Origin of the sequence: Labrenzia sp. PO1, from assembly GCF_012273635.1 — a bacterium.
Classification (GTDB): Bacteria; Pseudomonadota; Alphaproteobacteria; order Rhizobiales; family Stappiaceae; genus Roseibium; species Roseibium algicola.
The window spans coordinates 1,091,412-1,117,086 of record NZ_JAAXCR010000003.1; the positions used below are offsets into that span (position 1 = coordinate 1,091,412).

The window sequence follows — 25,675 nt, forward strand, 5'->3', positions numbered from 1 at the left end:
AAGCATGCGAATGGAGCTAGAATCCATGAAACGCCGGCCTGATCAAGGCCGACGTTTCTGGACAGGAAACAATTGTCTGACGCTTGGCGACACCTACAGGCGTGCTTGCTCACCCGTTCCGTAGAGATCGTCGCGGTCGTAGATATCATCGCGGAAATGCACCACACCGTCGGCATTTGCCCAGGCGGTGATGTAGGTGAGATAAAGCGGAATCTGCGACTTCAGTTTCACGTCTTCACGATCACCGGTGCGGATGACACCATCTACGCGCCCCCGATCCCAGTCAGGAGTTGTCGACTGCAACAGCCAGGTCACCAGCTCTCGCACATTCTGTACGCGCACGCAGCCCGAAGAATGGAACCGGTTGGCTTCGCCAAACAGGGTCTTGGACGGCGTATCGTGCAGATAGACCTGGTGTTTGTTGTGGAAGTTGATGCGCACCGACCCGAGCGAGTTTTCCGAGCCCGGATCCTGGGTGAAGCGATACTGGGTCGCCTCATCCGTGTTCCAGTCGATCTGTTGCCAGTTCAGCTCGTTGTTGCTCCAGTCGAAGATGCGGATATTGTTCTTCGCAAGATACTGCGGATCCTCTTTCATCTTCGGGATCAGGTCCTTGCGGATGATCGACTTCGGCACCGTCCAGTACGGATTGAAGTTCAACTCGTAGATCTTGCTGTTGAGGATCGGCGTCTGGCGGTCGATCTTGCCCACAACGGCCGTGTGGCGCGAACGGACCATGCCGTTTTCAACCGCCTCGATCTCTGCTGCCGGAATGTTGACCATCACGTAGCGGTCGCCCAGGAAACCGGACATGGACCGCATACGGATCATGTTGGTTTCGAGCTGGCGCAGACGTACGTCTGCCGAAATATTCAGCGCAGTCACGGTGCCGTCGCCCATCACACCGTCCGGAATAAGACCGTGACGAAGCTGAAAACGACGCAGACCTGCATCCACGTAAGAATCGAAGGTGTCGGAGAGGCCGGCCTGCTGTTCAAGATCGCCGGAAACGATCAAGCGGCGGCGAAGTTCCACGACGCGCGGATCCTTGGCACCAATGCGAAGCGCCTTGCCGCCAGCAGACACTGTTCCCCAGCCACCGGCCTGGACAATGCGCTGATAACGGTCGATCGCTGCCGCGATATAGTCGGCCGTCTGCGGCGACAACGTCGGAGCAGAGGATTTCACTTCCGTGATGTGATCCGTCGCGATGTCAAAGTTATCCGCCCATTCAACCTGCTGGTTCTGTGCGAATGTCATCGGGGCCGTCTGTGCCTGCGCACCAGTTGCGATCATGACTGGAGTTACCACGCCCAGCATCATCATGCTCTTGAGCGTTTTTCCAGCAGTCCACTTCCAGTGACGCTTTATCCCGAACGGTCCGGATAAAAGGTTCATCGCCGACCCCATGTTGCAGCGCCATTCGGCGCAAATGTTCTTCAAATACGCGGGATTGAGACCAACAAAACAGGCCACCCCGGCGGTTCCTGCTCCCAGTCCTAACGGAAGGGAGTTAACAAATCGCTTGATTTTTTAACCATCTCGGATTCAGGAGCACTGCACAAAGCCATTCCAATGTGACCACAAGATGTCAACTTTGCCTCAGCAGTTAAAACTGCCTGCACCATAGCTTTGTTTCTCCGCCGTTCGAGAATTCTGGCTGTGCAAATTTGCGTGAGGTCGGCAACTTGAGGCTGAAAAACAGAAAGCACCGCCCAATGGGCGGTGCCTTGTCATCTGAATGTTCCGCGAATGTCTTACAGGCGGTAAAGGATCTGGTCGGTCCAGAACCGCTCCAGACGGCGCAGGGACTTGTTCAGTGCCACAAAGTCCTGCGGACCGATTTCGCCGACCTGTTCCACGGACAGCATGTGACGCTCGTAAAGATCGTTCACGATCTTGGCCACTTCCCGTCCCTTTTCCGTCAGGCTGACACGGACAGACCGGCGGTCCATACGCGAACGCTGATGGTGGATGTAACCGGTCTCGACCAGCTTCTTCAGGTTGTAGGAGACATTCGACCCCAGGTAGTAACCGCGTGTCCGCAGTTCACCGGCGGTCAGTTCGCTGTCGCCGATGTTGAACAGCAGCAGTGCCTGCACGCTGTTTACGTCGGACCGGCCCATGCGGTCGAATTCGTCCTTGATGACGTCGAGCAGACGCCGATGCAGTCGCTCAACGAGCGTAAGAGCCTCTAGGTAAAGCGGCTTGATCTCAAGCTCTTCCCCTTCACTCTGTGCAACAGCGTCGACTGCCCTACTTGCGGTGATCATGTGATTGCGCCTCTTTTAGTACCTGTCGTTGGACGGATATTTTTCCCGCCTTGTTTCGCAATCTAACCGAGCGATTCTAAAATCCGCTTAAGAGACACGCTGAATCATCCGTTAACTTCCAAGGGGCGTTTTAGACTTCCCTTTAACAAGTTGTTTACGATGTTCCGCGGAGGAACTTCACAATCCCTGAGAAATCCTGGGCTTCGCCACCTGTATTACAGAACAGCGAGTAGAGCGCTGCCGCTTCCGCGCCCAAAGGCGTTGCCGCGCCGGCCGAATTTGCTGCTTCCTGAGCAAGTTTTAGATCCTTGAGCATCATCGCGGCTGCAAACCCAGGTTGATAATCCCGGTTCGCAGGAGACGACGGCAGCGGACCCGGCACCGGGCAGTAGGATGTCAGGGACCAGCACTGACCGGACGCCGTCGAGGAGATGTCAAACAACTTCTGCTTGTCCAGACCCAGCTTCTCGGCGAGCACAAATGCCTCCGATACGGCAATCATGGAAATGCCGAGGATCATGTTATTGCAGATCTTTGCCGCCTGACCGGTTCCGGCGTCGCCTGCATGCACGATGGTCTTGCCCATGATGTCGAGATAGGTTTTCGCCGCTTCGAATGCCTCGGCGGATCCACCGACCATGAAAGTCAGCGTTCCACCCGCTGCACCGGCAACACCGCCGGAGACCGGAGCGTCGACCATTTTCATGCCTCTTGCCTCTGCCGCAGCACTGACCGCACGGGCGCTGTCGACGTCGATAGTCGAGGAATCGATCATGAGAGTGCCGGGCTTGGCGTTGTCGAGAATGCCGCCCTCGCCTTCATAGATCTGGCGCACATGCTTTCCGGCGGGCAGCATGGTGACGATCACGTCGGCAGCAGCAGCCAGGTCGGCGACACTGCCTGCCTTTTCACCACCCTCCGCTTCGTGTGCCGCCATGGCCGCATCGGACAGATCAAAGCCGAGCACCTTGTGCCCTGCCTTGACGAGATTGATCGCCATCGGTCCGCCCATGTTGCCAAGACCGATAAATCCGATAGTGCTCATGATGGTTTCCTCCCAAAGAGATTTCATGTTGATTTTGAATCTGTTGGCTGGCCGTCTTGAACTGCCGTTCCAGGCACTTCAAAAACTGTTTCAACCGCCGTCAGCCGGCATTGGCCTTGTTTTCCCTGTCCATCAGGAAGGCCAGTCCGGCATAAATTGCGATTGTCAGCAGGTAGAAGGCGATTTCATATGGCCGGCGGCCGTAGAGATCGGAAAAGGCTGTGTGCATGACGATCTGGCAGAAGCAGCGGAAAATCCACATCACCGTGCCCCAGGACACGGTCAGCCAGAGGCCGGTCGCGGCCACCAGATCCAGGACGGCAAAAAAGACGATGGCTCCCTGCAGCGCCACGGGCATGTCCCAGAACCACAATCCACGCCATTCGACGATGCCGATAATGCGCGCCCAGTAGATGACGCCGCCGCCGATGAGAATGATCGCAATGCCGCGCAGATACCAGATCAGCAGCGTGCTCCAGGGTGGGCGGGAATCGATCAGGTCCTGAAAGCTGGTAATCATGTGCTGTCCGGGTCAGGTTGAGCTCAGCTGAGCGGCAGATCTCCGTCAGCAGGTTCCTCGAAATACGACGCCAGCTCGGCGCTGTCCACTTGGCCAAACTGGGCAGGCGACCATTTTGGCGCCTGATCCTTGTCGACCAGCACAGCACGAATGCCTTCGTAGAACTCCGTCCCCTGCAGAATGCGCGAGACGATGCGATATTCAAGCTTCATGCATTCATTGAAGGAAAGCTTGCGGCCTCGCTTCATTTGCTCGAATGCAATCAGAACGCTTGTCGGTGATTTTTGCCGGATGGCGGCCGCGGCCTTCCCCGCAAATTCACTCTGCGAAGCATCCAGACGCGACAGAATGTCTTCCACCGATGCAGCCGAAAAGATCTCGTCGATAACGTCGAGACTTTCGCAGACGGGCCCCTTCTCCGGCGTCATCAGATACGGCGCAAGCACTGCGCCGATATCGTCTGCTGTTTCAAGGTCCTGTTCCAGGTCAGCAAGGCTTTCTTCCGAAACCGCGTGGGTCAGAACGCCGGTAGCCAGAGCATCGCCCTGTTTCAGCCTGCCGGAGCTCAGTGCACAGTAGACGCCGCTGTTCCTGGGCATGCGCGGCAGGAAGAATGTCCCGCCGACATCCGGAAAGAAGCCAATTCCGGTTTCAGGCATCGCAAACAACGTCTTTTCCGTGCCGATGCGATAGCTGCCATGAACCGACACCCCGACACCGCCTCCCATGACAATCCCGTTGACGAGAGCGACGTATGGCTTCGGATAGGCCTTGATCTGTGCGTTGAGCATGTACTCGTCACGGAAGAAGGCGCTCAGGCCATCGGTCTGCCCGCTCATTCGGGCATCATAGATGCTGCGAATGTCGCCACCTGCGCAGAACGCCTTGTCGCCAGCACCCGTAACGACGATGTGTGCGATTTCCGGATCTTCCGCCCAGCGCGACAATTGCTCGGCCATTGCCAGGACCATTGCGTGGTTGATCGCGTTCAGTGCCTTCGGCCGGTTCAATATGACAAACCCGGCCTTGCCGCGCTTCTGGAAAAGAATCTCGTCGCTCACTGGCGCCTCGCAAAAAGAAGAGTCGTTTCAACGGAATGGGACGGAAAACTCGATCAGTCCTTCAGCAGCTGCCGTGCAATGATCAGCCGCATGATCTCGTTGGTACCTTCCAGGATCTGATGGACCCGCACATCGCGGAAATAACGCTCGATAGGATAGTCGCGCAGATAGCCGTAGCCGCCATGAAGCTGCAGTGCTTCGTTGACCACCTTGAAGCCGGTGTCGGTAGCAAGCCGCTTGGCCATGGCCGCAAGCTTGGTGGCGTCATGCGATTTCGCATCCACCGCCGAAGCGGCCTTGTGCAAGAGCAGCCGGGCTGCTTCCAATTCGGTTGCCATATCCGCCAGGCGGAACTGAAGTGCCTGGAAGTCGGCAATCGGTCGACCAAACTGCTTGCGTTCCTGCACATAGGCCAGGGCGTGATCGAGACAGGCCTGTGCAGCCCCCATCGAGCAGGCGCCGATGTTGAGCCGACCGCCATCGAGCGCCGCCATCGCGATCTTGAAGCCCTGCCCTTCCGATCCGATCAGATTCGACTTCGGCACCCGGCAATCCTGAAAATTGACCTGGGCCGTCGGCTGGCTCTTCCAGCCGAGCTTCACCTCGTTGGCACCGAAGCTGAGACCGGGTGTCCCTTTTTCGACCAGAAGACAGGAAACGCCGGACGGGCCCTCACCACCTGTGCGGACCATTACCGCATACAGATCGCTTACGCCGCCGCCGGAGATGAATGCCTTGGAGCCGTTGAGGACATAATGGTCACCATCATCCTTGGCGCTGGTACGCAGGCTCGCTGCATCAGAACCCGAGCCCGGTTCGGTGAGACAGTAGCTGGTGAGCAGGTCCATGGTGCAGAGCCTGGGCAGATACTTCTGACGCAGGTCCTCCGAGCCATATGTGTCGATGATCCAGGCGACCATGTTGTGAATGGATATATAGGCCGCCGTCGACGTGCAGCCCTTGGACAGTTCCTCGAAGATCAGCGTTGCATCCAGCCGGGTGAGCGCGGAACCGCCGACATCTTCCTTCACGTAGATGCCACCGAACCCAAGCTCGGCTGCCTTGCGCAGGGTGGGAATCGGGAAGTGGCTTTCCTCGTCCCATTCCTTGGCAAATGGCGCCAGTTCATCCCGCGAGAAACTTGCCGCCATGTCCTGAAAGGCGCGCTGATCTTCGTTCAGTGAAAAGTCCACGGGTTATCCTCCCTCAAGCGGTGGCGGCGCACTTCCTCCTCCGGAAAGGTTTGCGCCCTGTCTTCGCGGCAGCACTAAAGCACATTTGACGCGAACGTCAAACAATCTCTTTTTCTTTATTAAATTCAGTTATTTTACAGAATGTTGGATTGCGTCAATCTGCGTGATAGATTGGCGGCTCACTTCGATCAGAATACGCTTTCCAACATCTCCTAGCGAACAGTCAGGGCCGATGCCGTCAAAATCTCCCCTCCCGCCGATAACCTCCGACCACATGGACACACTGCTGGCCGGCACGCGCATGCGCCGAAACCGCCAGAGCGACTGGTCGCGCCGCCTGGTGCGCGAAAACAATCTCACGGTCGATGACCTGATCTGGCCGATTTTCCTGGTGGACGGTGAGAATATCCGTCAGTCCGTTCCGTCTATGCCGGATGTTGTGCGCCTGTCCGTGGATGAAGCCGTCCGCGACGCCGAGAAGGCAGCCAAGTTGAACATTCCGGCACTGGCACTGTTTCCCTACACCGATCCCGGTCTTCGCGATGAAACAGGTTCCGAGGCTCTCAATCCAGAAAACCTGACCTGCCGCGCCTTGCGCGCCATCAAGGCGGAAGGCCTGAACCTGGGCCTGATGACGGACGTCGCCCTTGATCCCTACACCAGCCACGGTCATGACGGATTGATGGAAGGCGAGACGATCCTGAACGACGAGACCGTGGATCAGCTCTGCCGGCAGGCCCTGGTGCAGGCGGAAGCCGGATCAGATGTGATCGCCCCGTCCGACATGATGGACGGACGTATCGGCGCTATTCGACAGGCACTCGATTCTCAAGGTCATCGCGGAACCCAGATCATGGCCTATTCGGCGAAATACGCCTCCGCCTTCTATGGTCCGTTCCGGGACGCTGTCGGCTCGTCGGGGACCCTGGTTGGCGACAAGCGCACTTACCAGATGGATCCGGCCAATTCAGACGAAGCCCTGCGGGAAGCCGAACTGGACATTGCTGAAGGCGCCGACATGGTGATGGTCAAGCCAGGCATGCCCTACCTCGACATTGTCCGGCGGATTAAGGACGAGTTCCAGGTTCCGACCTACGCGTATCAGGTGTCAGGCGAATACGCGATGATCAAGGCCGCGGCCGGAAACGGCTGGCTGGACGGTGACAAGGCGATGCTGGAAAGTCTGCTCGCCTTCAAGCGCGCCGGCGCCGACGGCATCCTGACCTATTTCGCACCGAAGGTGGCCGAAATGCTGGCAGCCGGGAAATGACCTCCGCCGGGGCCACCACCGCTGACAACGTCACATTCGACAAGGTTCAGGAAGCGGCTGCACTTTTGAAGGGCGCCGTAATCGAGACCCCGTGCCTGCCCGCTCCGCGGCTTTCGCAGCTCACAGGGGCGGATGTCTTTGTAAAATACGAAAACATGCAGGTCACCGGCGCCTTCAAGGAACGTGGTGCGCTGGTGAAGCTCTCCAGCCTGACGGCGGATGAAAAGAAGCGCGGCGTGATTGCGGTTTCGGCCGGCAACCACGCCCAGGGCGTTGCCTATCATGCCGGACGGCTTGGCATACCGGCAACCATCGTCATGCCGGTTCTGACGCCATTCGTGAAGATCTCCGCGACCCGCAACCATGGTGCAGAGGTGGTCCTGGCGGGAAACACGCTGGCCGAAGCGAAAGAAGAAGCCGACAGGCTGGCCGAACAGAACAATCTTGTCTGGGTTCACCCATATGACGATGCCCATGTCATTCACGGCCAGGGCACGATCGGCATCGAGATGCTGGCACAGCAGCCGGATCTCGATGTCCTGATCGTGCCGATCGGCGGCGGCGGCCTTATCGCCGGCATCGCCACGGCAGCAAAGGCTCTCAAGCCTTCCGTCGAAGTGATTGGCGTTGAAACGACGCTCTACCCCGGCATGTGGGGCGCCTTCTATGGCAAGGACGTGCGCTGCGAAGGCGCGACCATCGCAGAAGGTATCGCTGTGCGCGACATCGGTGTCCTTACGACCGAAGTCGTGAAAAGGGTCGTCGATGACATCCTGCTTGTTTCGGAAAGCAGCATCGAGCAGGCGATCAACGCCTATCTGACCTTGCAACGGACCATTGCGGAAGGCGCAGGCGCCGCCGGTCTCGCGGCCTTGCTGACCGAACCCGAGCGATTTGCCGGCAAGAGGGTTGGGCTGGTTCTTTGCGGCGGCAATATCGATCCGAGACTGCTCTCCAAGATCGTGGTCCGCGAACTTGCACGCGATGGCAAACTGGTCTCGATCCGGATCGACACGCCGGACCGCCCCGGCGTCCTGGGTGAAATCGCAACCGTGATCGGTGACATGCAGGGCAACGTGGTCGACGTTGAACACCATCGCCTGTTCCTTAATGTTCCCGCAAAAGGCGCAACGCTGGACGTGACCTTTGAGGCCTTTGACCGCCCGCATGGCGAGCGTATCGTCGCCGCTCTGCGCGAACGTGCCTTCGTGGTGCGTTACCTGGAAATCGGCGAGCGGATGGACTGAAGGGCTGCCACCTCAGTCCTTCATTACACGGCTATTGATGCGGACATTCCACACACCGACCTCATCCTGAGGAGGACCGGAGGACCGTCTCGAAGGATGGGCTCCTTGCTCCGGAGTATGCCGCCCATCCTTCGAGACAGCGCTCCGCGCTTCCTCAGGATGAGGGGTTGGTGTGGATTACCCGCGGAACGGTTCGGTTTCACCCGGCATATGATTTGCGAAACCCGGCCTCAATCCCCACATCAGGGGCATCGAACCCAAGGGAGCCGAACCATGTCAGCTGAAACCACCTCCGATTATGCCCGTCAGGACGTTTTCGATCCTGTGAGCAATCCGGAACTGTTTTCCGGCGTGCGCAGCCGGCGCATCTTTGCCTTCTTCATCGACCTGATCGTGATCACGTTGTTCACCTTCGGTGCCGGCATCGTGGTGTTCTTCCTGGGTGTCTTTACGCTGGGTCTCGGCTTCCTGCTTTACGGCATCCTGCCGACGGCGGTTGCGCTGCTCTATGTCGCCTTCACCCTTGGCGGACCGCAGGCGTCAACCCTGGGCATGCGTGCGATGGGACTGGAAATGCGCCTCTGGTATGGCGCAAAGCCCTACCCGCTTCTGGCAGCCGTCCATGTCATCCTGTTCTGGTTTTCGGTCTCTTTGCTGACGCCGCTTGTTTTGCTGGTGTCACTGTTTTCCGACCGTAAACGCCTGCTGCACGACCTCGTACTGGGAACGGTAGTGATCAACTCGGCCTCCCATCAAGGCTATGTGCGAGGCCAGGCGTAAGGTCAGTTCAAGAGAGCCAGCGACAGGTTCAATACTCCAGCAAAGCAGGTCCAGAGCGCATAGGGAATGAACAGCTGCGCGGACAAACGATCGGTTTGCCAGCTTCCGCCGATAAAGTTCAGGATCAGGTAGAGCATCGCCGCGATCACGGCAAATGCCGTCCACATGAAGTGGAACGTGAAGAAGAGTGGCGACCAGATCCAGTTGAGAACCATCTGCCCGTACCAGATTTTCATCACGCGGCTATCGGGTGCCCGAAGGAATGTCCGCCAGCCGGCAATCGCTATCAGAATGTAAAGAATGGTCCAGGCAGGCGCGAACACCCAGTTGGGTGGATTGAACGGCGGCTTCTGCAAGGCCTCGTACCAGGCACCAGGGGTGTTCAAAACGCCGATCGTGATGCCGACACCCAAAACAACTGCCAGAAACAAGACCAGCGAGGGCAGGTCTTTCGGGAACGAAGGCGAAATTGGGTTCTCTGATTTCATGACTTCTTCAACGCGGATCGCCAGTCCGGGTTCCCATTAATCGGATCAAATCGCGGTAACGGCACATGAACTTTGACAGTGTCATTGCCTCAAAGGAATATATCAACGGCAATATTATCTTAAGGCTCTTCCATTGCCGGGACCGCCTGCTTTAAAGTGCAGGTTCGTGAAATTGGCCAAGGTGGCTTTGGGCAGGTGAATGGACTCAGTTGATATTGCAATGGCGCTGACCTTCGTGGTGATCGCGTCCACTGTCGTCCTGTACGCCGTCGAGCGGTACGCGATTGAAACAATAGCTCTCGGGTCCGTTTCCGCCTTCATTGTCATCTTTTCGGTTTTTCCGGTCGAGAGACCGGACGGTTCGCTTATCACCACTGGCGACTTCCTGTCCGGCTTCTCAAATCCGGCGCTGATAACGGTCATCTGTCTCCTGATCATCGGACAGGGACTGTTCCAGACCGACGCGCTGGAAGCACCGGCAAAGGCGATCGTCAAGATGACGCGCGGACGGTCGCTTCGGGCTGCGATCCCTGTTCTCCTGACTGTCGCGGCGCTCAGCGCATTCTTGAACAACACCCCTGTTGTGGTGATGTTTCTGCCGATCCTGACTGCTGTTGCCGCCACGGTCGGCCAATCGCCGGCCCGTGTTCTGATGCCCCTGTCTTTCCTCGCGATCCTTGGCGGCATGACAACGTTGATCGGCTCGTCGACCAACCTGCTGGTAGCAAATTTCGCGGCGCAAAGTTCCGATCTCAAACTGACCTTTTTCAGCTTCACGCCAATCGGACTGATCATCGCCGGTGTCGGCTCGATCTATGTGCTGTTCATCATGCCGAAGCTGCTTCCGGTGCGCAAAACCATGGCGGAAGAGTTCCAGAGTTCCTCCGGCAAGCAGTTCATCGCCCAGATAGAAATCACCTATGGTCATCCGCTGGTGGGCGTGGAATCCGTATCCGGCATGTTCCCGCAATTGAAGGACATGACGGTGAGACTGGTTCAGCGAGGCCAGAAGCCAATCCTGCCCCCGTTTGAAAACGTGGTGCTCTCTCCCGGCGATACGGTGATCGTGGCGGCGACGCGTGCAGCCCTTGCCAATGCTCTGGCTCGCCGGCAGCCACTGATGGAAGCAGATTCAGATACCAGCAACTCCGGCCGCGAGGCTCAGGCACCTGCCGGTACGATCAGCCTGGCGGAAGTGGTGGTGGCCCCTGCGTCCCGGCTGATGGGACGCACCTTGCCCCAGTCGGGCTTTTACACCGACACCGGCTGTCTGGTGATGGGCATCCAGCGCCGCAGCCGCATGCCGCGCATGGCGATGAACGACATTCGCCTGGAAGCGGGTGACGTGCTTCTTGTGGCTGGCAGCGAAGAGGCGATCGCACGCCTGCGCGGTAATCGCGACGTGCTGCTGCTGGACTGGTCGATGGCCGAAGTGCCGCGCAAACGCTACGCGCCACGGGCGCTTGTCATCTTCGCTCTTGTTGTCGCGCTGGCTGCCAGCGGTCTTGTTCCCATTGTCACCACCGCCGTGGCCGGGACCTTCGCCATGATTGTGTCGGGTTGTCTCAACATCCGCCAGGCCATGCGCGCCATCGACAGCCGCATCTTCATGCTGGTGGGCGCCTCGCTTGCGGCTGCCGTTGCACTGGAGGGAACCGGCGGTGCGAATGCGATTGCCACCGGACTGGTTCATTTGCTCGCCGGGGCATCGCCGACCGTGATGCTGTCGGCCCTGTTCTTCATTGTGATGATCCTGACGAACTTCCTGTCGAACAACGCGGCGGCTGTCCTGTTCACACCGATTGCGATCAATCTGGCAAATCAGATCGGTGCGAGCCCCGAAGCCTTCGTCGTCTGCCTGATTATTGCGGCCAACTCGTCGTTTGCGACGCCGATCGGCTATCAGACCAACCTGATCGTGATGGGTCCGGGTCACTACAAGTTCAACGACTTTGTGCGAGCTGGCACACCGCTTGCGCTCATTTTATGGTTGACCTTCTCTCTGGTCGCGCCATGGTATTACGGACTATAGGACCGGGAATAGAGAACAAATCTAAAGGTTTCGCGGGACAAAACGGTGACACGGCACCCCACAGATCATCCGCAGTTCTACCTTACGGCGCCAGCGCCCTGCCCATATCTTGAGGGAAAACAAGAGCGCAAGGTCTTTACCCATCTTGTCGGCCATGGCGCTCCCGCCCTCAACGAGGTGCTGACGCAGGGCGGTTTCCGGCGCAGTCAGAATATCGCCTACCGCCCGGCCTGCGAACGGTGCCAGGCCTGCATCTCGGTTCGCGTCCGCGTCGACGATTTCAAGTGGAGCAAGTCGTTCAAGCGGGTCTGGAAATCCGGATCGGACATCGTCGGCGCCCGTCTGCCGCCCAGCCCGTCTGCCGAACAATACGATCTCTTCCGCGATTATCTTCAGGCCCGACACGAGAACGGCGGCATGACGGAAATGAGTGTCCTCGACTACGCAATGATGGTCGAAGACACACATGTCGAAACGATTGTCCTGGAGTATCGCCAACGCGGTCCGAACAGCTTCATCACCGGAGCCGGCGAAGGCCCGTTGTTGGGCGTTGCCCTTTCCGACCAGCTCTCGGACGGGCTGTCGATGGTCTATTCCTTCTACGACCCCGACTACACCAAGACGCCGCTCGGCACCTATATGATCCTGGATCATATAGAGCGGGCCCGGAAAATGAACCTGCCCTACGTTTATCTTGGCTATTGGGTCAACGGCTCCCAGAAGATGGCCTACAAGGCCCGCTTCAAACCGCAGGAACATCTTGGCCCCAACGGCTGGCTCGTTGTCGACGCTGAGGCCTATCAAACGGAACCGCACTCAGAGGAATGACCGTGTGGAAGGCGGCGCACGCCTGCCCTCTCCTCTAAATTGCGGCAGCTCCCGCCCCAACACCTCATCCTGAGGAAGCGCGTCAGCGCTGTCTCGAAGGATGGGCGACACACTCTTGAGCAAGTGGCCCATCCTTCGAGACGGACCTGACGGTCCTCCTCAGGATGAGGTTGGAAGGGGGTGCTGCGCTCGGGAAACGGCTGATAATTTTATCGACATCACCGAACTGCGACGAGAGCGTTAAACCGTCGTGTTCCTAAGGAATAAACGAGCGGATCTGCCTGAAGACCGAGTGGAACATTTCCTCGGTGAGGCGGCCTGTGTTGGTGTTGTAGCGAGAGCAGTGATAACTGTCGAAAAGCGTCAGTCCCGTTCCGGGAAGCTCGTGCCGTGCGCCGTGGGCAAAGGCGAAAGATGCCCGACGCTGATCCAGGGCCGACAGAAAAGTCTCATGCGCGATCCGGCCGAGAGCAAGCACAGCCTTGATCGACGGATTGGCATCCAGCGTCGACAAAAGATACGGGCGGCAGGTCTTGATTTCCGCGCCGGTTGGCTTGTTCTGCGGCGGCAGGCAGCGCACCGCGTTGGTGATCATCGCATCCTTCAACTGCAGACCGTCGTCCGGCCGGGCCTTATAGATCCCTTCGGCAAAACCGAATTCGATCATGGTCTGGTAGAGGAGATCTCCCGCATAGTCCCCTGTAAAGGGGCGGCCCGTGCAGTTGGCCCCTTTCATGCCCGGGGCCAGGCCGATGATCAGAAGACGCGGCGCGTCGGCTCCGAATGACGGAACCGGCGCGTTGTGCCAGTCGGGATAGGCAACTTTCAGCTCTTCACGCAGGGCAACAAGGCGGGGACAGGCCGGACAATCTGATGGGGGATCGACTGGCCCATGGTCTGCGATATAGTCGGACATTGCCCGATCAAGCCTCAGTAGTCGTCGTCCTCGTCGTCTTCATCGACTTGCGCGGGTGTCTGCGGACGGGCAGGACGTTCGGACGGATCACGGCCGATCTTGTTGGCAAGGCTGGCCAGATCGATGAAGTGGTCGGCCTGGCGACGCAGGTCGTCAGCGATCATCGGCGGCTGGGTCTTCAAGGTCGAAACCACGCTCACCTTGCGGCCCTTGCGCTGCAGCGCCTCAACCAGAGAGCGGAAATCGCCGTCGCCCGAGAACAGCACCACGTGATCAACGGACTCGACCAGTTCCATGGCATCGACGGCAAGTTCAATGTCCATGTTGCCTTTCACCTTGCGGCGACCGGCACTGTCGACAAATTCCTTCACCGGTTTGGTGATGACCTTGTAGCCGTTATAGTCAAGCCAATCGATCAGCGGACGGATGGAGGAATACTCCTGATCTTCGATCAGCGCGGTGTAATAGTACGCCCGCAGGAGATACGCCTGTCCCTGGAACTCTTTCAGCAAACGTTTGTAGTCGATGTCAAAACCAATTGCCTTGGCCGTTGAGTACAAGTTCGCTCCATCAATGAACAAAGCAACTTTTTCTCGAGCGTCAAACATCTTATTTGAAACCTTTCCGAGTCATACACGTCGCTCTTGCAATTTGGCGTAGAAGGAACTGGCTTCCCGCGACCAATTCCACGCACACTCTATAAGGCGACGTATATTTTGCTGTAAGTTTACCGCGTATTCCGTGGCGTCACACAGCTTATCGTTTTGTTTTGTCAACGGCCTTCTGATTCTGAAAAGGGCCGTTACTAGTGGCCTACACCATAATATTGGAGTGCCGCAATGCAAAAGCGAGTAGCGTGCGCCAAATCAGGCAAAAAAACCGCGGATTCTTTGCCTATGCGTTCCGGTATCTGACCTCCTCCTCTCAAATTTGACAAGGGGTTGCTTTTTGGAAACGTGAACACTATACGCTGTTTCTTCAAGTTCCTTAAGCCTATGGAGACGTCGAATGGCGCGCGTGACCGTCGAGGACTGCATCGACAAGGTCGAAAACCGGTTTGAGCTGGTGCTGCTTGCTGCGCATCGCGCTCGCATGATCTCGAGCGGCTCGCCGCTGACCATTGACCGTGACAACGACAAGAACCCCGTTGTTGCGCTGCGCGAGATTGCCGAGCAGACCGTCAGCCCGGAAGACATGAAAGAGGACCTGATCCACTCGCTGCAGAAATATGTGGAAGTGGATGAGCCCGAGGCCGAAGCCGTGCCGATGGTTCCGTCCTCGAACCAGCATCAGATGACGCAGGTCAACAACGTTGACGACAGCGCGGTCGAATTCGACCGCATGTCGGAAGAAGACCTTCTGCGCGGCCTCGAAGGCCTCGTTCCGCCGGAGCGGACCGACGACGTCTGATTTGAGTTCACAAGTTCGTCTGAAGCGCGACGGGGTTTCCCCGGCGCTTCAGGCGATTTTTGTCTGTCCCGCTGATGTCTCAGCCGTTTGCCAGGGTCGGTTGCGGCCATGATGCGTCAATACGAACTCGTTGAACGAGTTACGCGCTACAATCCGGACGCCGACGAAGCCTTGCTCAACAAGGCTTACGTCTATGCCATGCAAAAGCATGGTACCCAGACGCGTGCGTCTGGCGACCCCTATTTCTCCCATCCGCTTGAAGTTGCCGCGATCCTCACGGACCTGCGCCTGGACGACGCGACCATTGCCGTTGCCTTGCTGCATGACACGATCGAGGACACCGACGCGACCCGGGCCGAGATCGACTCCCTGTTCGGCGAGGAAATCGGCAAGCTGGTCGAAGGCCTGACAAAGATCAAGCGCCTGGACCTGGTTTCCCAGAAGGCCAAGCAGGCAGAAAACTTCCGCAAGCTTCTGCTTGCGATTGCCGATGACGTCCGCGTGCTTCTGGTCAAGCTGGCTGACCGTCTGCACAACATGCGCACGCTCCACCACATGCCGGAGCACAAGCGTGGACGGATCGCGGAAGAAACGATGGAAATCTATGCGCCGCTCGCCGGACGCATGGGCATGCACGATATGCGCGAAGAGCTGGAAGACATTGCCTTCCATACGCTCAACCCCGAAGCTTATGAAACCATCACCGATCGTCTGGTCGATCTGCGCGAACGCAACCGCGATCTGATCCTGGACATCGAGACAACGCTGACCGAACGCCTTAGCGAACGGGGAATGGCCGCCCTCGTGAAGGGCCGAGAAAAACGCCCCTACTCCATCTTTCGCAAGATGCAGCGAAAGGCTATCGGCTTCGAGCAGCTGTCCGATATCTACGGGTTCCGCGTCACTGTCGGCACCGTGGAAGCCTGCTACCGCGTGCTGGGTGTCATTCACACGACCTGGCCGACCGTTCCCGGCCGGTTCAAGGACTATATCTCCACGCCCAAGCAGAACGACTACAAGTCGATCCACACCACGATTGTCGGACCGTCCCGCCAGCGTGTGGAACTGCAGATCCGGACCATTTCCATGGATCGGGTGGCGGAATACGGTATCGCCGCACACGCGCTTTACAAGGACGGCGAATTCGGCGGACGCAATATCGCCCGGCATACGGAAGACTGCCGCGCCTTCGAATGGCTGCGCCGCACGACCGAACTGCTGGCTCAGGGCGACACGCCGGAAGAATTCCTGGAAAACACCAAGCTGGAACTTTTCCATGACCAGGTTTTCTGCTTCAGCCCAAAGGGCCGTCTGATCGCCCTGCCCCGAGGCGCGACGCCGATCGATTTCGCCTATGCGGTTCATACCGGTATCGGCAACACATGTGTCGGCTGCAAGATCAACGGCAAGATCATGCCGCTGGTGACCGAGCTGCATAACGGCGACGAGGTTGAAATCATCCGTTCGCCCGCGCAGACCCCGCCACCGGCCTGGGAAGCGATTGCCGTTACCGGCAAGGCCCGCGCCGCGATCCGCCGCGCCACCAGGGAATCCGTGCGCAAGCAATATGGAGCCCTTGGCGAACATATTCTGAAGCGTGCATTCGCCAGAGCCGAAAAAGCCTATTCGGAAGACCTGCTGGAAGCGATCCTCGATCTCCTCCACCAGGCCAGCGTCGCCGACTTGCTGGCTGCCGTCGGACGCGGGGATCTTTCCGCCCAACTGGTTCTGAAATCGGCTCACCCGGACTATCAGGACGAGCGCGTTGCCATTTCCGGCCCGCCACTGGAAGAAGGCTGGTTCGGCCTGAAACAGGGCCACGGCCTGAAGTTCCGCATTCCGCCCGGCGAACTGGATGCAGACAAGGCAGCTGCCGGCGAGAGTGGCGAGCCTGAAGAAGGTCCTGCCCTTCCCATTCGTGGTCTGTCCGGCGACATCCCGGTTACTTTTGCTCCCGATGGCGGTGCTGTTCCCGGCGACCGTATCGTCGGCATCTTGACCCCGTCCGAAGGACTGACCATCTATCCAATACAATCGCCGTCCCTGAAGGAATTCGACGACCAGACGGAGCGCTGGGTCGACGTTCGCTGGGACATCGACGTCAACAATCCGGAACGTTTCCCAGCACGTCTGGACATTTCGGCTGCAAACGAACCTGGTTCCCTGGCAACCATTGCGCAGGTGATCGGCGAAAACAGCGGCAACATCGACAACGTCAAGATGATGCAGCGAGCCTCGGACTTCCATCAGATGATCATCGATCTTGAAGTCTGGGACCTGAAGCACCTGAACAGGATCATAAATCAGCTGCGAACCAAGCCTAATGTTTCCAGCGTCAGCCGTGTGAATGGCTAGATTACAAACGGTAGCAGGCACATAAGGACAAGGCGGCTTGCCGGTGAGTGACACAGCCGCTTGGCCATGGAAGGCCCGCCGCCGCCAAAGAATTTGAGGGGATCTGATAATGACACGCGATGAAGTTCTGGCCGTATTCCGCGAGGCCGGCGCCTTTCTGGAAGGTCACTTCATTCTGACCTCCGGTCTGCGCAGCCCGGTATTTCTGCAGAAGGCCCGCGTGTTCATGTATCCGGACAAGACGGAAAAGCTCTGCAAGGCACTCGCCGACAAGATCCGCGCCTCCAGCCTTGGCCAGATCGACTACATCGTATCGCCGGCGCTCGGTGGTCTTATTCCGGGCTACGAAACCGCTCGCCATCTTGGCGTTCCCGCCATGTGGGTGGAGCGTGAGGACGGGGAGTTTCGGCTGCGCCGCTTCGAAATGCCGCAAGGCGCCCGTGTCATTGTTGTAGAGGATATCGTCACGACCGGCCTATCGAGTCGGGAAACGGTAACCTCGTTGAAAGCTCTTGGTGCTGAAGTCCTCGGTGTTGCCTGCCTGATCGACCGCTCCGGCGGCGAGGCTGACGCCTCGGTTCCGGTGATTGCTCTGGCAGAATACAAGGTTCCGGCCTATGAACCTGACAACCTGCCGCCGGAACTTGCCGCCTTGCCAGCTGTCAAACCTGGCAGCCGCGGACTGAGCTGAACGATAAAAGACGGGAACGAACCTTAGACCATGCTGTTTCGCCGGAGAAATAGGCCAACACGGATTGAGCGACTGCGCGTTGCCGTCTGGCCCCGGAACAGCTGGGCGCGTTCGACCCGCTATTTCGGCAAGCGCGTCTTGCGCCTCACGGCGACACCCCACGCGATTGCCCTTGGCTTTGCCGCGGGTGCCTTCGCTTCATGCACGCCTCTTGTCGGCTTCCATTTCCTGACCGCTTTCGCACTTGCCTACCTGGTGCGCGGCAACATGATAGCAGCAGCGCTTGGAACGTCCGTCGGCAATCCACTGACGTTCCCGTTCATTTGGGCCTTCACCTTCAAAATCGGACAGTGGATCATCCACGGGCGCGCTCCAAAGGCGGACCCGCATCAGGTTCACCAGCAGTTTCAGCAAGGCCTTTTCGAAAAATCTCTCGACGCGCTCTGGCCAATGCTCAAACCGATGTTCATCGGTGCGGTTCCTCTTGGATTGATCGTTGGAACGGTCTCCTATGTGGTCGTGTACAAGAGCGTCGAGGTCTACCAGCGCCGCCGCAGAAACAAGCTGGCCGACAAGGGCGCCGGCAAACATGGCCGTTTGTTCCCTGCCCCGGGCAACACTGTCGAAGAAGACGGCAGCGCTTGATTTTCGTGGACGACCTGTCCAACTAAGACCGGGACCAAGAACCCATCCCGCCGCAACCTGGAAAGCAAGGCCATGATCCTTGGAATTGGCAGCGATCTGATCGATATCCGCCGGATCGAGAAAACTCTCGAAAGATTCGGCGAGCGCTTTACCAACCGGGTCTTCACAGAAATCGAGCGGACAAAATCTGACAAGCGCGCCGAGCGCGCCGCATCCTATGCAAAACGGTTTGCGGCCAAGGAAGCCTGCTCAAAGGCACTTGGCAGCGGCATTCGCATGGGTGTCGCCTGGCGCGAGATGGGCGTCGTAAACCTGCCGTCCGGCAAGCCGACCATCGCCCTGACCGGTGGTGCTGCCGAGCGCTTGCAGGCCATGGTACCCTCCGGTTTCAGGACCACCATCGATCTCACAATTACGGACGACTACCCGCTGGCGCAGGCCTTTGTCGTTATTTCAGCCTGGCCTACCGACTGGCCCGAACCGCCAAGGGCGGATTCCCCCTGAAAGCCCAGCCTCAAGGGCCTTCCTCTCATTGCGTTGGCAGGCGCTAGCGGATAAGAGTCCGGCTGTACGCGGCGATGCAGACCAGAACGCCGGACAAATTTGATCAAGGGACAAAATGAGCGTGACGGAAAACAAGAAGGATAAGGACAGCGGCCTCGCCGAAACCATCAAGGTTGTTGTCCAGGCGCTGTTGCTTGCCCTGATCGTGCGAACATTCCTGTTCCAGCCGTTTAACATTCCATCCGGCTCGATGAAGGATACCTTGCTGATCGGCGACTATCTGTTCGTCTCCAAATTCAGCTATGGATATTCCCGCTATTCCTTCCCTTTCGGCCTGGGCCCGTTCAGCGGTCGCATCTGGTCTTCCGAACCGGAACGCGGTGACGTCGCTGTTTTCAAACTGCCGACCGACACGTCCGTGGACTACATCAAGCGCGTGATTGGCCTGCCTGGCGATACCATTCAGGTGATCGACGGCGTGGTGCATATCAATGGCGAACCGGTCAAACGCGAAAAGATCGATGATTTTATAGAACAGTCTCCATCCGGCATCGTACGCCGGGTTCCGCGCTATCGGGAAACCCTGCCGAACGGCGTTTCTTATGAAACCCTGGACCTGACCACACGCGGAGAGGTGGACAACACCCGCGAGTACAAGGTGCCCGAAGGCCATTACTTCATGATGGGCGACAACCGCGATAACTCCGTCGACAGCCGTTATCTGAACAGGGTCGGCTACGTTCCGTTCGAAAACTTCATGGGCCGTGCCGAAATCCTGTTCTTCTCCGTCAAGGACGGAACTCCTGCCTGGCATATCTGGTCCTGGCCGTGGAGCGTTCGCTGGGAACGGATTGGCCGGACACTCTAACCGGGGCTTTGGCGGAACGCCGCCGAAGCAGGCTGCATGAAAAGACAACTGCATCAACCAGGTCCGATTTCGGCCCTGAAAACGGCACTGCAATATGAGTTTCAGGACCTGGAACTCCTGCGGGTCGCGCTGACCCATGCCAGTGCCCTTGCACCGTCTGAAACAGTGTCGGGCAGTTATCAGCGTCTGGAATTCCTTGGAGACCGTGTTCTCGGCCTCGTGATAGCTTCCATGCTGCACAAGCATTTTCCCAAGGCTGACGAAGGTGAGTTGGCGCGGCGTTTCAACCACATGGTCAAGCGCGAAACCTGCGCGGAAATTGCCCAGGAACTTGGTGTCGGCGATGCGATGCGCATCGGGCTTGCAGAAGCACAGACCGGGGGCCGGAAGAAAACTGCCCTGCTCGCCGATATTTGCGAGTCGGTCATTGCCGCGATTTACCTGGACGGCGGGTTTGAGGCGGCCGAAAGCTTCATTACGCGCCTTTGGGAGCCGCGTATGCTATCCTGGTCGGGTCCACTGCGCGACGCCAAGACAACGCTGCAGGAATGGGCACAATCGAAGAGCCTGCCGACACCGCGATATGATGTAACAGGCCGGGACGGACCGGACCACGCACCGAATTTCACCGTGTCGGTGACCGTTCAGGGACTGCCGCCAGGCGAAGGCAAGGGTGGCTCCAAACGGATTGCGGAACAGAATGCGGCAGAGGCCGTATTGCGCCGGGAAGGCGTCTGGAAGGAATAAGACAGCTTGAACGATAACACGACCAACGATGGTCCGATGGACGAAGATGACGACAACGGCTTTCAGGCCCCCACCGGCCGATTTGACATGCCGCTGCCCGAGCCGCTGCCGGAGATGCCTGCTGATACCAAGGCGGGTTTCATTGCCCTGATAGGCGCGCCCAATGCCGGCAAATCGACGCTGATCAATCAGCTTGTCGGCACCAAGGTCTCCATCGTTACGCACAAGGTGCAGACAACACGCACCATTGTGCGTGGCGTGGCCATGCACGGCGCGGCACAGCTGGTGTTCATCGACACGCCGGGCATTTTCAAGCCCAAGCGCCGGCTCGATCGCGCCATGGTCGACACCGCCTGGGGCGGTGCGCGCGATGCCGACCTGATCGCGCTTCTGGTCGATGCCCGCAAAGGCCTGACCGAGGAAGTGGAGAACATCCTCAAGCGCCTGTCCAGCCAGCAGGCACCGAAGGTTCTGATCCTCAACAAGACCGATGTCGCCAAGCGTGAAAAACTTCTTCAGCTGGCGCAGAAGATCAACGAATTCGTCTCTTTTGAAGAAACCTTCATGGTCTCGGCTCTGACCGGCGACGGCACCGAAACCATCCTGGACTATTTCGCGTCCAAGGTTCCGGACGGCCCCTGGCTCTTTCCGGAAGACCAGCCGTCGGACCTGCCCCTGCGCATTCTTGCCGCCGAAATCACCCGCGAAAAGCTGTTCGAGCGCCTGCATGAGGAACTGCCCTATATCTCCACCGTGGAGACGGAACAGTGGCAGGCCCGCAAGGATGGGTCGGCCCGGATCGAACAGACCATATACGTGGAGCGGGACAGCCAGAAGTCCATCGTGCTCGGCAAACGCGGACAGACGATCAAGGCGATTTCACAGGCAGCGCGCGAAGAGCTCTCGGAAATCATCGAAGCTCCCGTCCACCTGTTCCTGTTCGTGAAGGTTCGGGAGAACTGGGCGGACGATCCGGAGCGTTACCGGGAAATGGGACTGGAATTTCCGAAATAGTTTGCGCGGATCGCCGAATCCGCCAAACTCCCGGCCTGACATGAAACGGGAAACGGCCCTTGGAATGGAGCGGACGCGGCGTGGTGCTGACCACCCGCAAACACGGCGAAAACGATGTCATTCTGGAGGCCATGACGCTGGATCATGGCCGCCACCTCGGTCTTGTCCGTGGTGGCCGCTCTCGGCGGCACCGGCCTGTTCTGCAGCCCGGCAACGAGCTTACCCTCACCTGGAAGGCACGCCTTTCCGACCATCTCGGTCAATTTCACATAGAGCCGGAAACCCTGCGGGCGGGTGACCTCATGACCAGCAGCCTCGGTCTGGCCGCGCTTCAGCATCTGGCCTTTTTGCTCCGTCTCCTGCCCGAACGCCACGCCTACCCGAGACTGTTCAATGCGCTAACGGTGGTTCTGGACCATCTGGAGGCTTCGGACGCGGCAGCCGCGCTTCTGGTCCGTTTCGAGCTTGAGGTATTGCGCGACCTCGGCATCGGTCTCGATCTTTCGTCCTGCGCCGCCACAGGCAGCAACGAAGACCTGGCTTACGTGTCGCCGAAATCCGCCCGTGCGGTCTGCCGGGAAGCCGGCACGCCCTATCATGACCGTCTGCTGCCCCTGCCCGGCTTTCTTCTTGAGGGGCAACGGCAGGCCGGCAGTGAGCTGACCTGGGCTGATGTCACCCAGGGGTTCGACCTGACAAGCTTTTTTCTGAACAGATACCTGCAGGAACATGGCACCAGGGACGGCGGCACGCGAAGCCAGGTACTCTCCGCCCTTGAGAAGCGTTACCGAACCGAATTTCCCTGGAATTTCTGAAACTCCAGAAACACGCCCTAATTTGCTTCCGGCTGCTGCGGCTGCCACAGCGAACTGCCCTCGCCTTTCGGAAGAAGGATCATCTCAACGACACCGAAGACCCCACTCAGCGGTACATATCCGATGTAATCTGTAAAACGACTATCGACCGAATTGTCCCGATTGTCGCCCATTACAAACAGATGACCGTCGGGCACGACATATTCTCTTGTCGTGTCCATTTCTCCTTGCGGATCGAGATCCAGAACTTCGTAACTTCTGCCGTTCGGCAAAGTTTCCCTGAATCGCGGAGCAGAGCTCTCTGAGCCGTCTCGACCCTCGTAGCGATAGTCTGCAAGGGCCTGACGTGGAACAGGCACATCATTGATCAGCACCACGCCGTCCTGAAGCCGTATGCGCTCGCCAGGCAAGCCGATGACCCTTTTCATATAATCGTTCGCTCTTTTGGCGGCGATAGTGAAAACGATTACGTCTCCGCGGACTGGCTCATAGTGCTCGCCCATTGAGGGGAAGATTTTTCTCGCAAGAACAACTTCATCGACCTCCAGGGTCGGACGCATGTTGCTTGAAAGATTGGAATAGGTTTTCAGGCGCAGCAGGTAAAAATCGTTCCAGGACACCGCGACCGCAACCAGAACCAGCGCTACCAAACCGACCAAGAGCCAGCGAAAAGATTTGCGTTTGGAAGCCATGCCCCCCCAGCAAAGGAACCACACGATTGGCAGTGCGGCTGAATAAACCTTTCGACGGTCTAAGGGACGGTGTTGATTCCTACAATCCTTTCCTGCAACCAAAGGTATTTAGACGACGCGCCTTCATCCTGCCTGGGCAGCCTCCAAAGCAACCGGAGGGTCGTCCGATTGCATAGTGCCGCTGGAAAGGGTCATGCCTTTGGTAAACAGGCGTCCAAGATCCGCTTCGGAAAGCGGCCTGGAAAACAGGTAGCCCTGCACTTCGCTTGTGCCGAGACTTTTTAGAACGGACAGTTCTTCTTCCGTTTCAACGCCTTCGACAACGCAGGCAATGCCCATGTCGCGGCTGAGGGCCAACAGCGACTTGACGATGCCATATCCGGCTGTATCCGGCCGAATACCGTGGACGAAACTTCGATCGACCTTGATGCAGTCGAGGGGCAGCTTGTGAACATGGGAAAGGCTCGAATAACCGGTGCCGAAATCGTCGAGTGACAGACGGATCCCGGTTTCCTTCAAGGCGAGGATCGCCCGGCTAGCTTCCTTGAAATCCCACATCACGGAAGTTTCCGTCACTTCGCAATGCAGTCGCCCTGGCTCAAATCCGAAGCTCTCCAACAGGTCGAGTATCTCCTGCACGAAACCACGGGACGACAGGTTGCTTGCCGACAGGTTGAAAGACAGCTTCAGATCGGCTGGCCAGTGACGAGCGGCTTCAAGCGCCTTGCGCAACAAGACCAGCGTCAGCCTGTTGATCACTCCGCAACGTTCGGCAATGGGGATGAACTCACCTGGCGGCACATTGCCCAGCAACGGACTGTTCCAACGGGCAAGACATTCCACACCCGTAATCCGATTGTGTGCCACATCCACGATCGGTTGAAAGGCAACCGACAATTCGGCTTCAATATCCGCCGACTGCAGCGCCTGGGTAACTCTGGCGTGGGACAGCATCTGTTCGCTGTGGCGCGGTCCGAACACGGCAACCGGCTCGTTCCGATTGAGTTTTGCTTCCTGGAGAACGTAGACGGCGTGTTCCAGCAGGTCCGTCGGTGACAGAACGCTTTCATCCAGATGAGCTATACCGGCGGCATAGTTCAGCTTCATGCTGGCTTCCGGCAGTTGGCAACTCTCTGCAAACAGTTCGTCAAAGAAACTGCTGACGTCCGAAAAGGCTGCTTCGTCCCCAACGGCTAATAGAGCGAACTCGTCACCGGCAATCCGGGCCACGAACATTTGCGGTGCGAGCTTGGATTTCAGCCGCCGCACGACCTCAAGAAGGATCTGATCTCCGGTGTTGAGCCCATAGATGTTGTTGATGGCCCTGAGGCCTCCCAGATCGAATACACACAGCGACAGCGGTTCTCCCGACTGGCGAGCCGACCTGAAGCTTTGGTCCAGTTCCAGAAGAAAGCAACGCCGGTTGGGCAGACCGGTCATGTGATCGTGGTTCGCGATGTAGTAGTTCAGATCACTCAGTTTCTGGGTTTCATCCTGCTTGTGTTCCAGTTCCTCGGAATGACGTTTCAGATCCCTACCCGTGCGGATCAGTTTGATGAAGCCGCGATAGTGGTTGTTCAGGATGAAGAAGGCCCCCATGGAAGCCGCTATTCCATAGAGCGCGAAATAGGTGAAGACATGCTCGCCTGCGATGGCAAAGTATATAAAATACAAGGTGTTGGCGCAGAAGGCGTTGATGAGGGCAACCGCGCGAAAATGGATCAGGCAGAAAAGCAGCACCAGATTGGCGACGGCAATCGTGAAGACCACCTGAACCTGAAGGTATGGCCCGCCATAGGGAAAAAGCGACAGAACCCAGATCGAGAAAATCGCAGGCGAAACCACCGCCAGGACCTTGGCCTGCTTCTGCCAGGCAAGAATTTCGGCGTGGCCCGGCGTTTCTTTCTGGCGCCTGCGAACCGTCACGATCCGCTGCACGGCGAAGGCGGTCACGAGTAGCGGTACCACAAGCGTCAGAGCAATCGGAGCAACCGACCAGTGCGTCACCGATAAACCCCAACCGCCAGCCAGGCTCATCATGTAGAGGAACGGTGTCTGGCGCTGGATGAACTGATATTGCGCAAGGGCAACGTCCGGGTCGCCACTATCACCAGCAACCCACGTTTTGAAAGCCGTCAAGGCCGACGTCAACCAGTTTGAACCCATTCAGGCATGTTCCAAAGTTTAACCGGGCATCGGTAAAATCCGCAGCCTTTCTTGGATTAATACCGCTCTCTCCTTGACATGACATTAAGGAAGCTTCGCAGTATTCGATATTTTA

25 protein-coding genes are annotated in these 25,675 nt (G+C 58.1%); 14 read left to right on the plus strand and 11 right to left on the minus strand.

Annotation, left to right across the window (positions count from 1 at the left end):
* Positions 1 to 93: 93 nt before the first annotated feature.
* From HCG46_RS19895 to HCG46_RS19920, 6 genes are all read right to left on the minus strand, one after another.
* A complete protein-coding gene (locus HCG46_RS19895) occupies positions 94 to 1,398 on the minus strand; it encodes a L,D-transpeptidase family protein (RefSeq protein ID WP_023003803.1) in 1,305 nt (434 codons plus the stop codon).
* A gap of 359 nt (positions 1,399 to 1,757) precedes the next feature.
* Positions 1,758 to 2,273, minus strand: coding sequence for a winged helix DNA-binding protein (locus HCG46_RS19900; RefSeq protein ID WP_023003802.1), 516 nt, complete (start codon positions 2,271 to 2,273; stop codon positions 1,758 to 1,760).
* Positions 2,274 to 2,427: 154 nt separating this feature from the next.
* On the minus strand, positions 2,428 to 3,345 hold the full coding sequence (gene mmsB / locus HCG46_RS19905) for a 3-hydroxyisobutyrate dehydrogenase (protein WP_267480500.1): 918 nt from the start codon (positions 3,343 to 3,345) through the stop codon (positions 2,428 to 2,430).
* A gap of 73 nt (positions 3,346 to 3,418) precedes the next feature.
* On the minus strand, positions 3,419 to 3,838 hold the full coding sequence (locus tag HCG46_RS19910; RefSeq protein WP_023003800.1) for a DUF6163 family protein: 420 nt from the start codon (positions 3,836 to 3,838) through the stop codon (positions 3,419 to 3,421).
* 23 nt (positions 3,839 to 3,861) lie between these two features.
* The gene (locus HCG46_RS19915; RefSeq protein WP_168687166.1) at positions 3,862 to 4,899 is read right to left on the minus strand and encodes an enoyl-CoA hydratase/isomerase family protein; all 1,038 of its coding nucleotides are present in this window, start codon (positions 4,897 to 4,899) and stop codon (positions 3,862 to 3,864) included.
* Positions 4,900 to 4,952: 53 nt separating this feature from the next.
* A complete protein-coding gene (locus HCG46_RS19920) occupies positions 4,953 to 6,092 on the minus strand; it encodes an isobutyryl-CoA dehydrogenase (protein ID WP_168687167.1) in 1,140 nt (379 codons plus the stop codon).
* Positions 6,093 to 6,366: 274 nt separating this feature from the next.
* Between HCG46_RS19920 and hemB the strand changes: the two genes are divergently transcribed.
* From hemB to HCG46_RS19935, 3 genes are all read left to right on the plus strand, one after another.
* Entirely contained in the window at positions 6,367 to 7,362 is a 996-nt protein-coding gene (gene hemB / locus HCG46_RS19925) for a porphobilinogen synthase (protein WP_205838587.1), read from the plus strand.
* Complete coding sequence (locus HCG46_RS19930) at positions 7,359 to 8,609, plus strand: threonine ammonia-lyase (RefSeq protein ID WP_168687169.1); 1,251 nt, start codon at positions 7,359 to 7,361, stop codon at positions 8,607 to 8,609. The genes hemB and HCG46_RS19930 overlap by 4 nt, the downstream gene beginning before the upstream one ends.
* Positions 8,610 to 8,882: 273 nt before the next feature.
* On the plus strand, positions 8,883 to 9,389 hold the full coding sequence (locus HCG46_RS19935; protein ID WP_077290268.1) for an RDD family protein: 507 nt from the start codon (positions 8,883 to 8,885) through the stop codon (positions 9,387 to 9,389).
* Between the two features lie 2 nt (positions 9,390 to 9,391).
* On the opposite strand, the gene HCG46_RS19940 is transcribed toward HCG46_RS19935, so the two are convergent.
* Positions 9,392 to 9,877, minus strand: a complete 486-nt coding sequence (locus HCG46_RS19940; protein WP_168687170.1) for a TspO/MBR family protein — start codon at positions 9,875 to 9,877, stop codon at positions 9,392 to 9,394.
* A 199-nt stretch (positions 9,878 to 10,076) separates the two neighbouring features.
* Between HCG46_RS19940 and HCG46_RS19945 the strand changes: the two genes are divergently transcribed.
* Together HCG46_RS19945 and HCG46_RS19950 are read left to right on the plus strand one after the other, a co-directional pair.
* Complete coding sequence (locus HCG46_RS19945) at positions 10,077 to 11,909, plus strand: SLC13 family permease (protein ID WP_023003793.1); 1,833 nt, start codon at positions 10,077 to 10,079, stop codon at positions 11,907 to 11,909.
* A gap of 45 nt (positions 11,910 to 11,954) precedes the next feature.
* Complete coding sequence (locus HCG46_RS19950) at positions 11,955 to 12,737, plus strand: arginyltransferase (RefSeq protein ID WP_023014479.1); 783 nt, start codon at positions 11,955 to 11,957, stop codon at positions 12,735 to 12,737.
* A gap of 256 nt (positions 12,738 to 12,993) precedes the next feature.
* Here HCG46_RS19950 and HCG46_RS19955 read toward each other — a convergent pair whose 3' ends face one another.
* On the minus strand, positions 12,994 to 13,653 hold the full coding sequence (locus HCG46_RS19955) for a uracil-DNA glycosylase (protein WP_168687171.1): 660 nt from the start codon (positions 13,651 to 13,653) through the stop codon (positions 12,994 to 12,996).
* Positions 13,654 to 13,667: 14 nt separating this feature from the next.
* Positions 13,668 to 14,261 (minus strand): NYN domain-containing protein, encoded by a 594-nt coding sequence (locus HCG46_RS19960; protein ID WP_023003790.1) that lies wholly within the window; start codon positions 14,259 to 14,261, stop codon positions 13,668 to 13,670.
* Between the two features lie 400 nt (positions 14,262 to 14,661).
* Between HCG46_RS19960 and rpoZ the strand changes: the two genes are divergently transcribed.
* The 9 genes from rpoZ (at position 14,662) to recO (ending at position 22,702) form a co-directional block, all read left to right on the plus strand.
* Entirely contained in the window at positions 14,662 to 15,063 is a 402-nt protein-coding gene (gene rpoZ, locus HCG46_RS19965) for a DNA-directed RNA polymerase subunit omega (protein ID WP_023003789.1), read from the plus strand.
* A 108-nt stretch (positions 15,064 to 15,171) separates the two neighbouring features.
* Positions 15,172 to 17,418, plus strand: coding sequence for a bifunctional (p)ppGpp synthetase/guanosine-3',5'-bis(diphosphate) 3'-pyrophosphohydrolase (locus HCG46_RS19970; RefSeq protein WP_023003788.1), 2,247 nt, complete (start codon positions 15,172 to 15,174; stop codon positions 17,416 to 17,418).
* Positions 17,419 to 17,527: 109 nt separating this feature from the next.
* The gene (pyrE, locus tag HCG46_RS19975; RefSeq protein WP_168687172.1) at positions 17,528 to 18,109 is read left to right on the plus strand and encodes an orotate phosphoribosyltransferase; all 582 of its coding nucleotides are present in this window, start codon (positions 17,528 to 17,530) and stop codon (positions 18,107 to 18,109) included.
* A 30-nt stretch (positions 18,110 to 18,139) separates the two neighbouring features.
* Positions 18,140 to 18,754: a DUF2062 domain-containing protein gene (locus HCG46_RS19980; protein ID WP_031270631.1), complete on the plus strand. Its 615-nt coding sequence runs from the start codon at positions 18,140 to 18,142 to the stop codon at positions 18,752 to 18,754.
* 72 nt (positions 18,755 to 18,826) lie between these two features.
* Positions 18,827 to 19,258 (plus strand): holo-ACP synthase, encoded by a 432-nt coding sequence (gene acpS, locus HCG46_RS19985; RefSeq protein WP_168687173.1) that lies wholly within the window; start codon positions 18,827 to 18,829, stop codon positions 19,256 to 19,258.
* Between the two features lie 115 nt (positions 19,259 to 19,373).
* Positions 19,374 to 20,126, plus strand: coding sequence for a signal peptidase I (gene lepB, locus HCG46_RS19990; protein WP_023003784.1), 753 nt, complete (start codon positions 19,374 to 19,376; stop codon positions 20,124 to 20,126).
* A gap of 36 nt (positions 20,127 to 20,162) precedes the next feature.
* Positions 20,163 to 20,873, plus strand: a complete 711-nt coding sequence (rnc, locus tag HCG46_RS19995; protein ID WP_023003783.1) for a ribonuclease III — start codon at positions 20,163 to 20,165, stop codon at positions 20,871 to 20,873.
* Positions 20,874 to 20,960: 87 nt separating this feature from the next.
* Complete coding sequence (era, locus tag HCG46_RS20000) at positions 20,961 to 21,887, plus strand: GTPase Era (protein WP_187306554.1); 927 nt, start codon at positions 20,961 to 20,963, stop codon at positions 21,885 to 21,887.
* A 59-nt stretch (positions 21,888 to 21,946) separates the two neighbouring features.
* Positions 21,947 to 22,702: a DNA repair protein RecO gene (gene recO, locus HCG46_RS20005; RefSeq protein ID WP_055653434.1), complete on the plus strand. Its 756-nt coding sequence runs from the start codon at positions 21,947 to 21,949 to the stop codon at positions 22,700 to 22,702.
* Between the two features lie 17 nt (positions 22,703 to 22,719).
* Here the strand turns inward: recO and lepB (HCG46_RS20010) are convergent, their stop codons facing one another.
* Together lepB (HCG46_RS20010) and HCG46_RS20015 are read right to left on the minus strand one after the other, a co-directional pair.
* Entirely contained in the window at positions 22,720 to 23,394 is a 675-nt protein-coding gene (gene lepB, locus HCG46_RS20010) for a signal peptidase I (protein ID WP_168687174.1), read from the minus strand.
* A 123-nt stretch (positions 23,395 to 23,517) separates the two neighbouring features.
* Positions 23,518 to 25,533: an EAL domain-containing protein gene (locus HCG46_RS20015; RefSeq protein ID WP_168687175.1), complete on the minus strand. Its 2,016-nt coding sequence runs from the start codon at positions 25,531 to 25,533 to the stop codon at positions 23,518 to 23,520.
* Positions 25,534 to 25,675 lie beyond the last annotated feature (142 nt).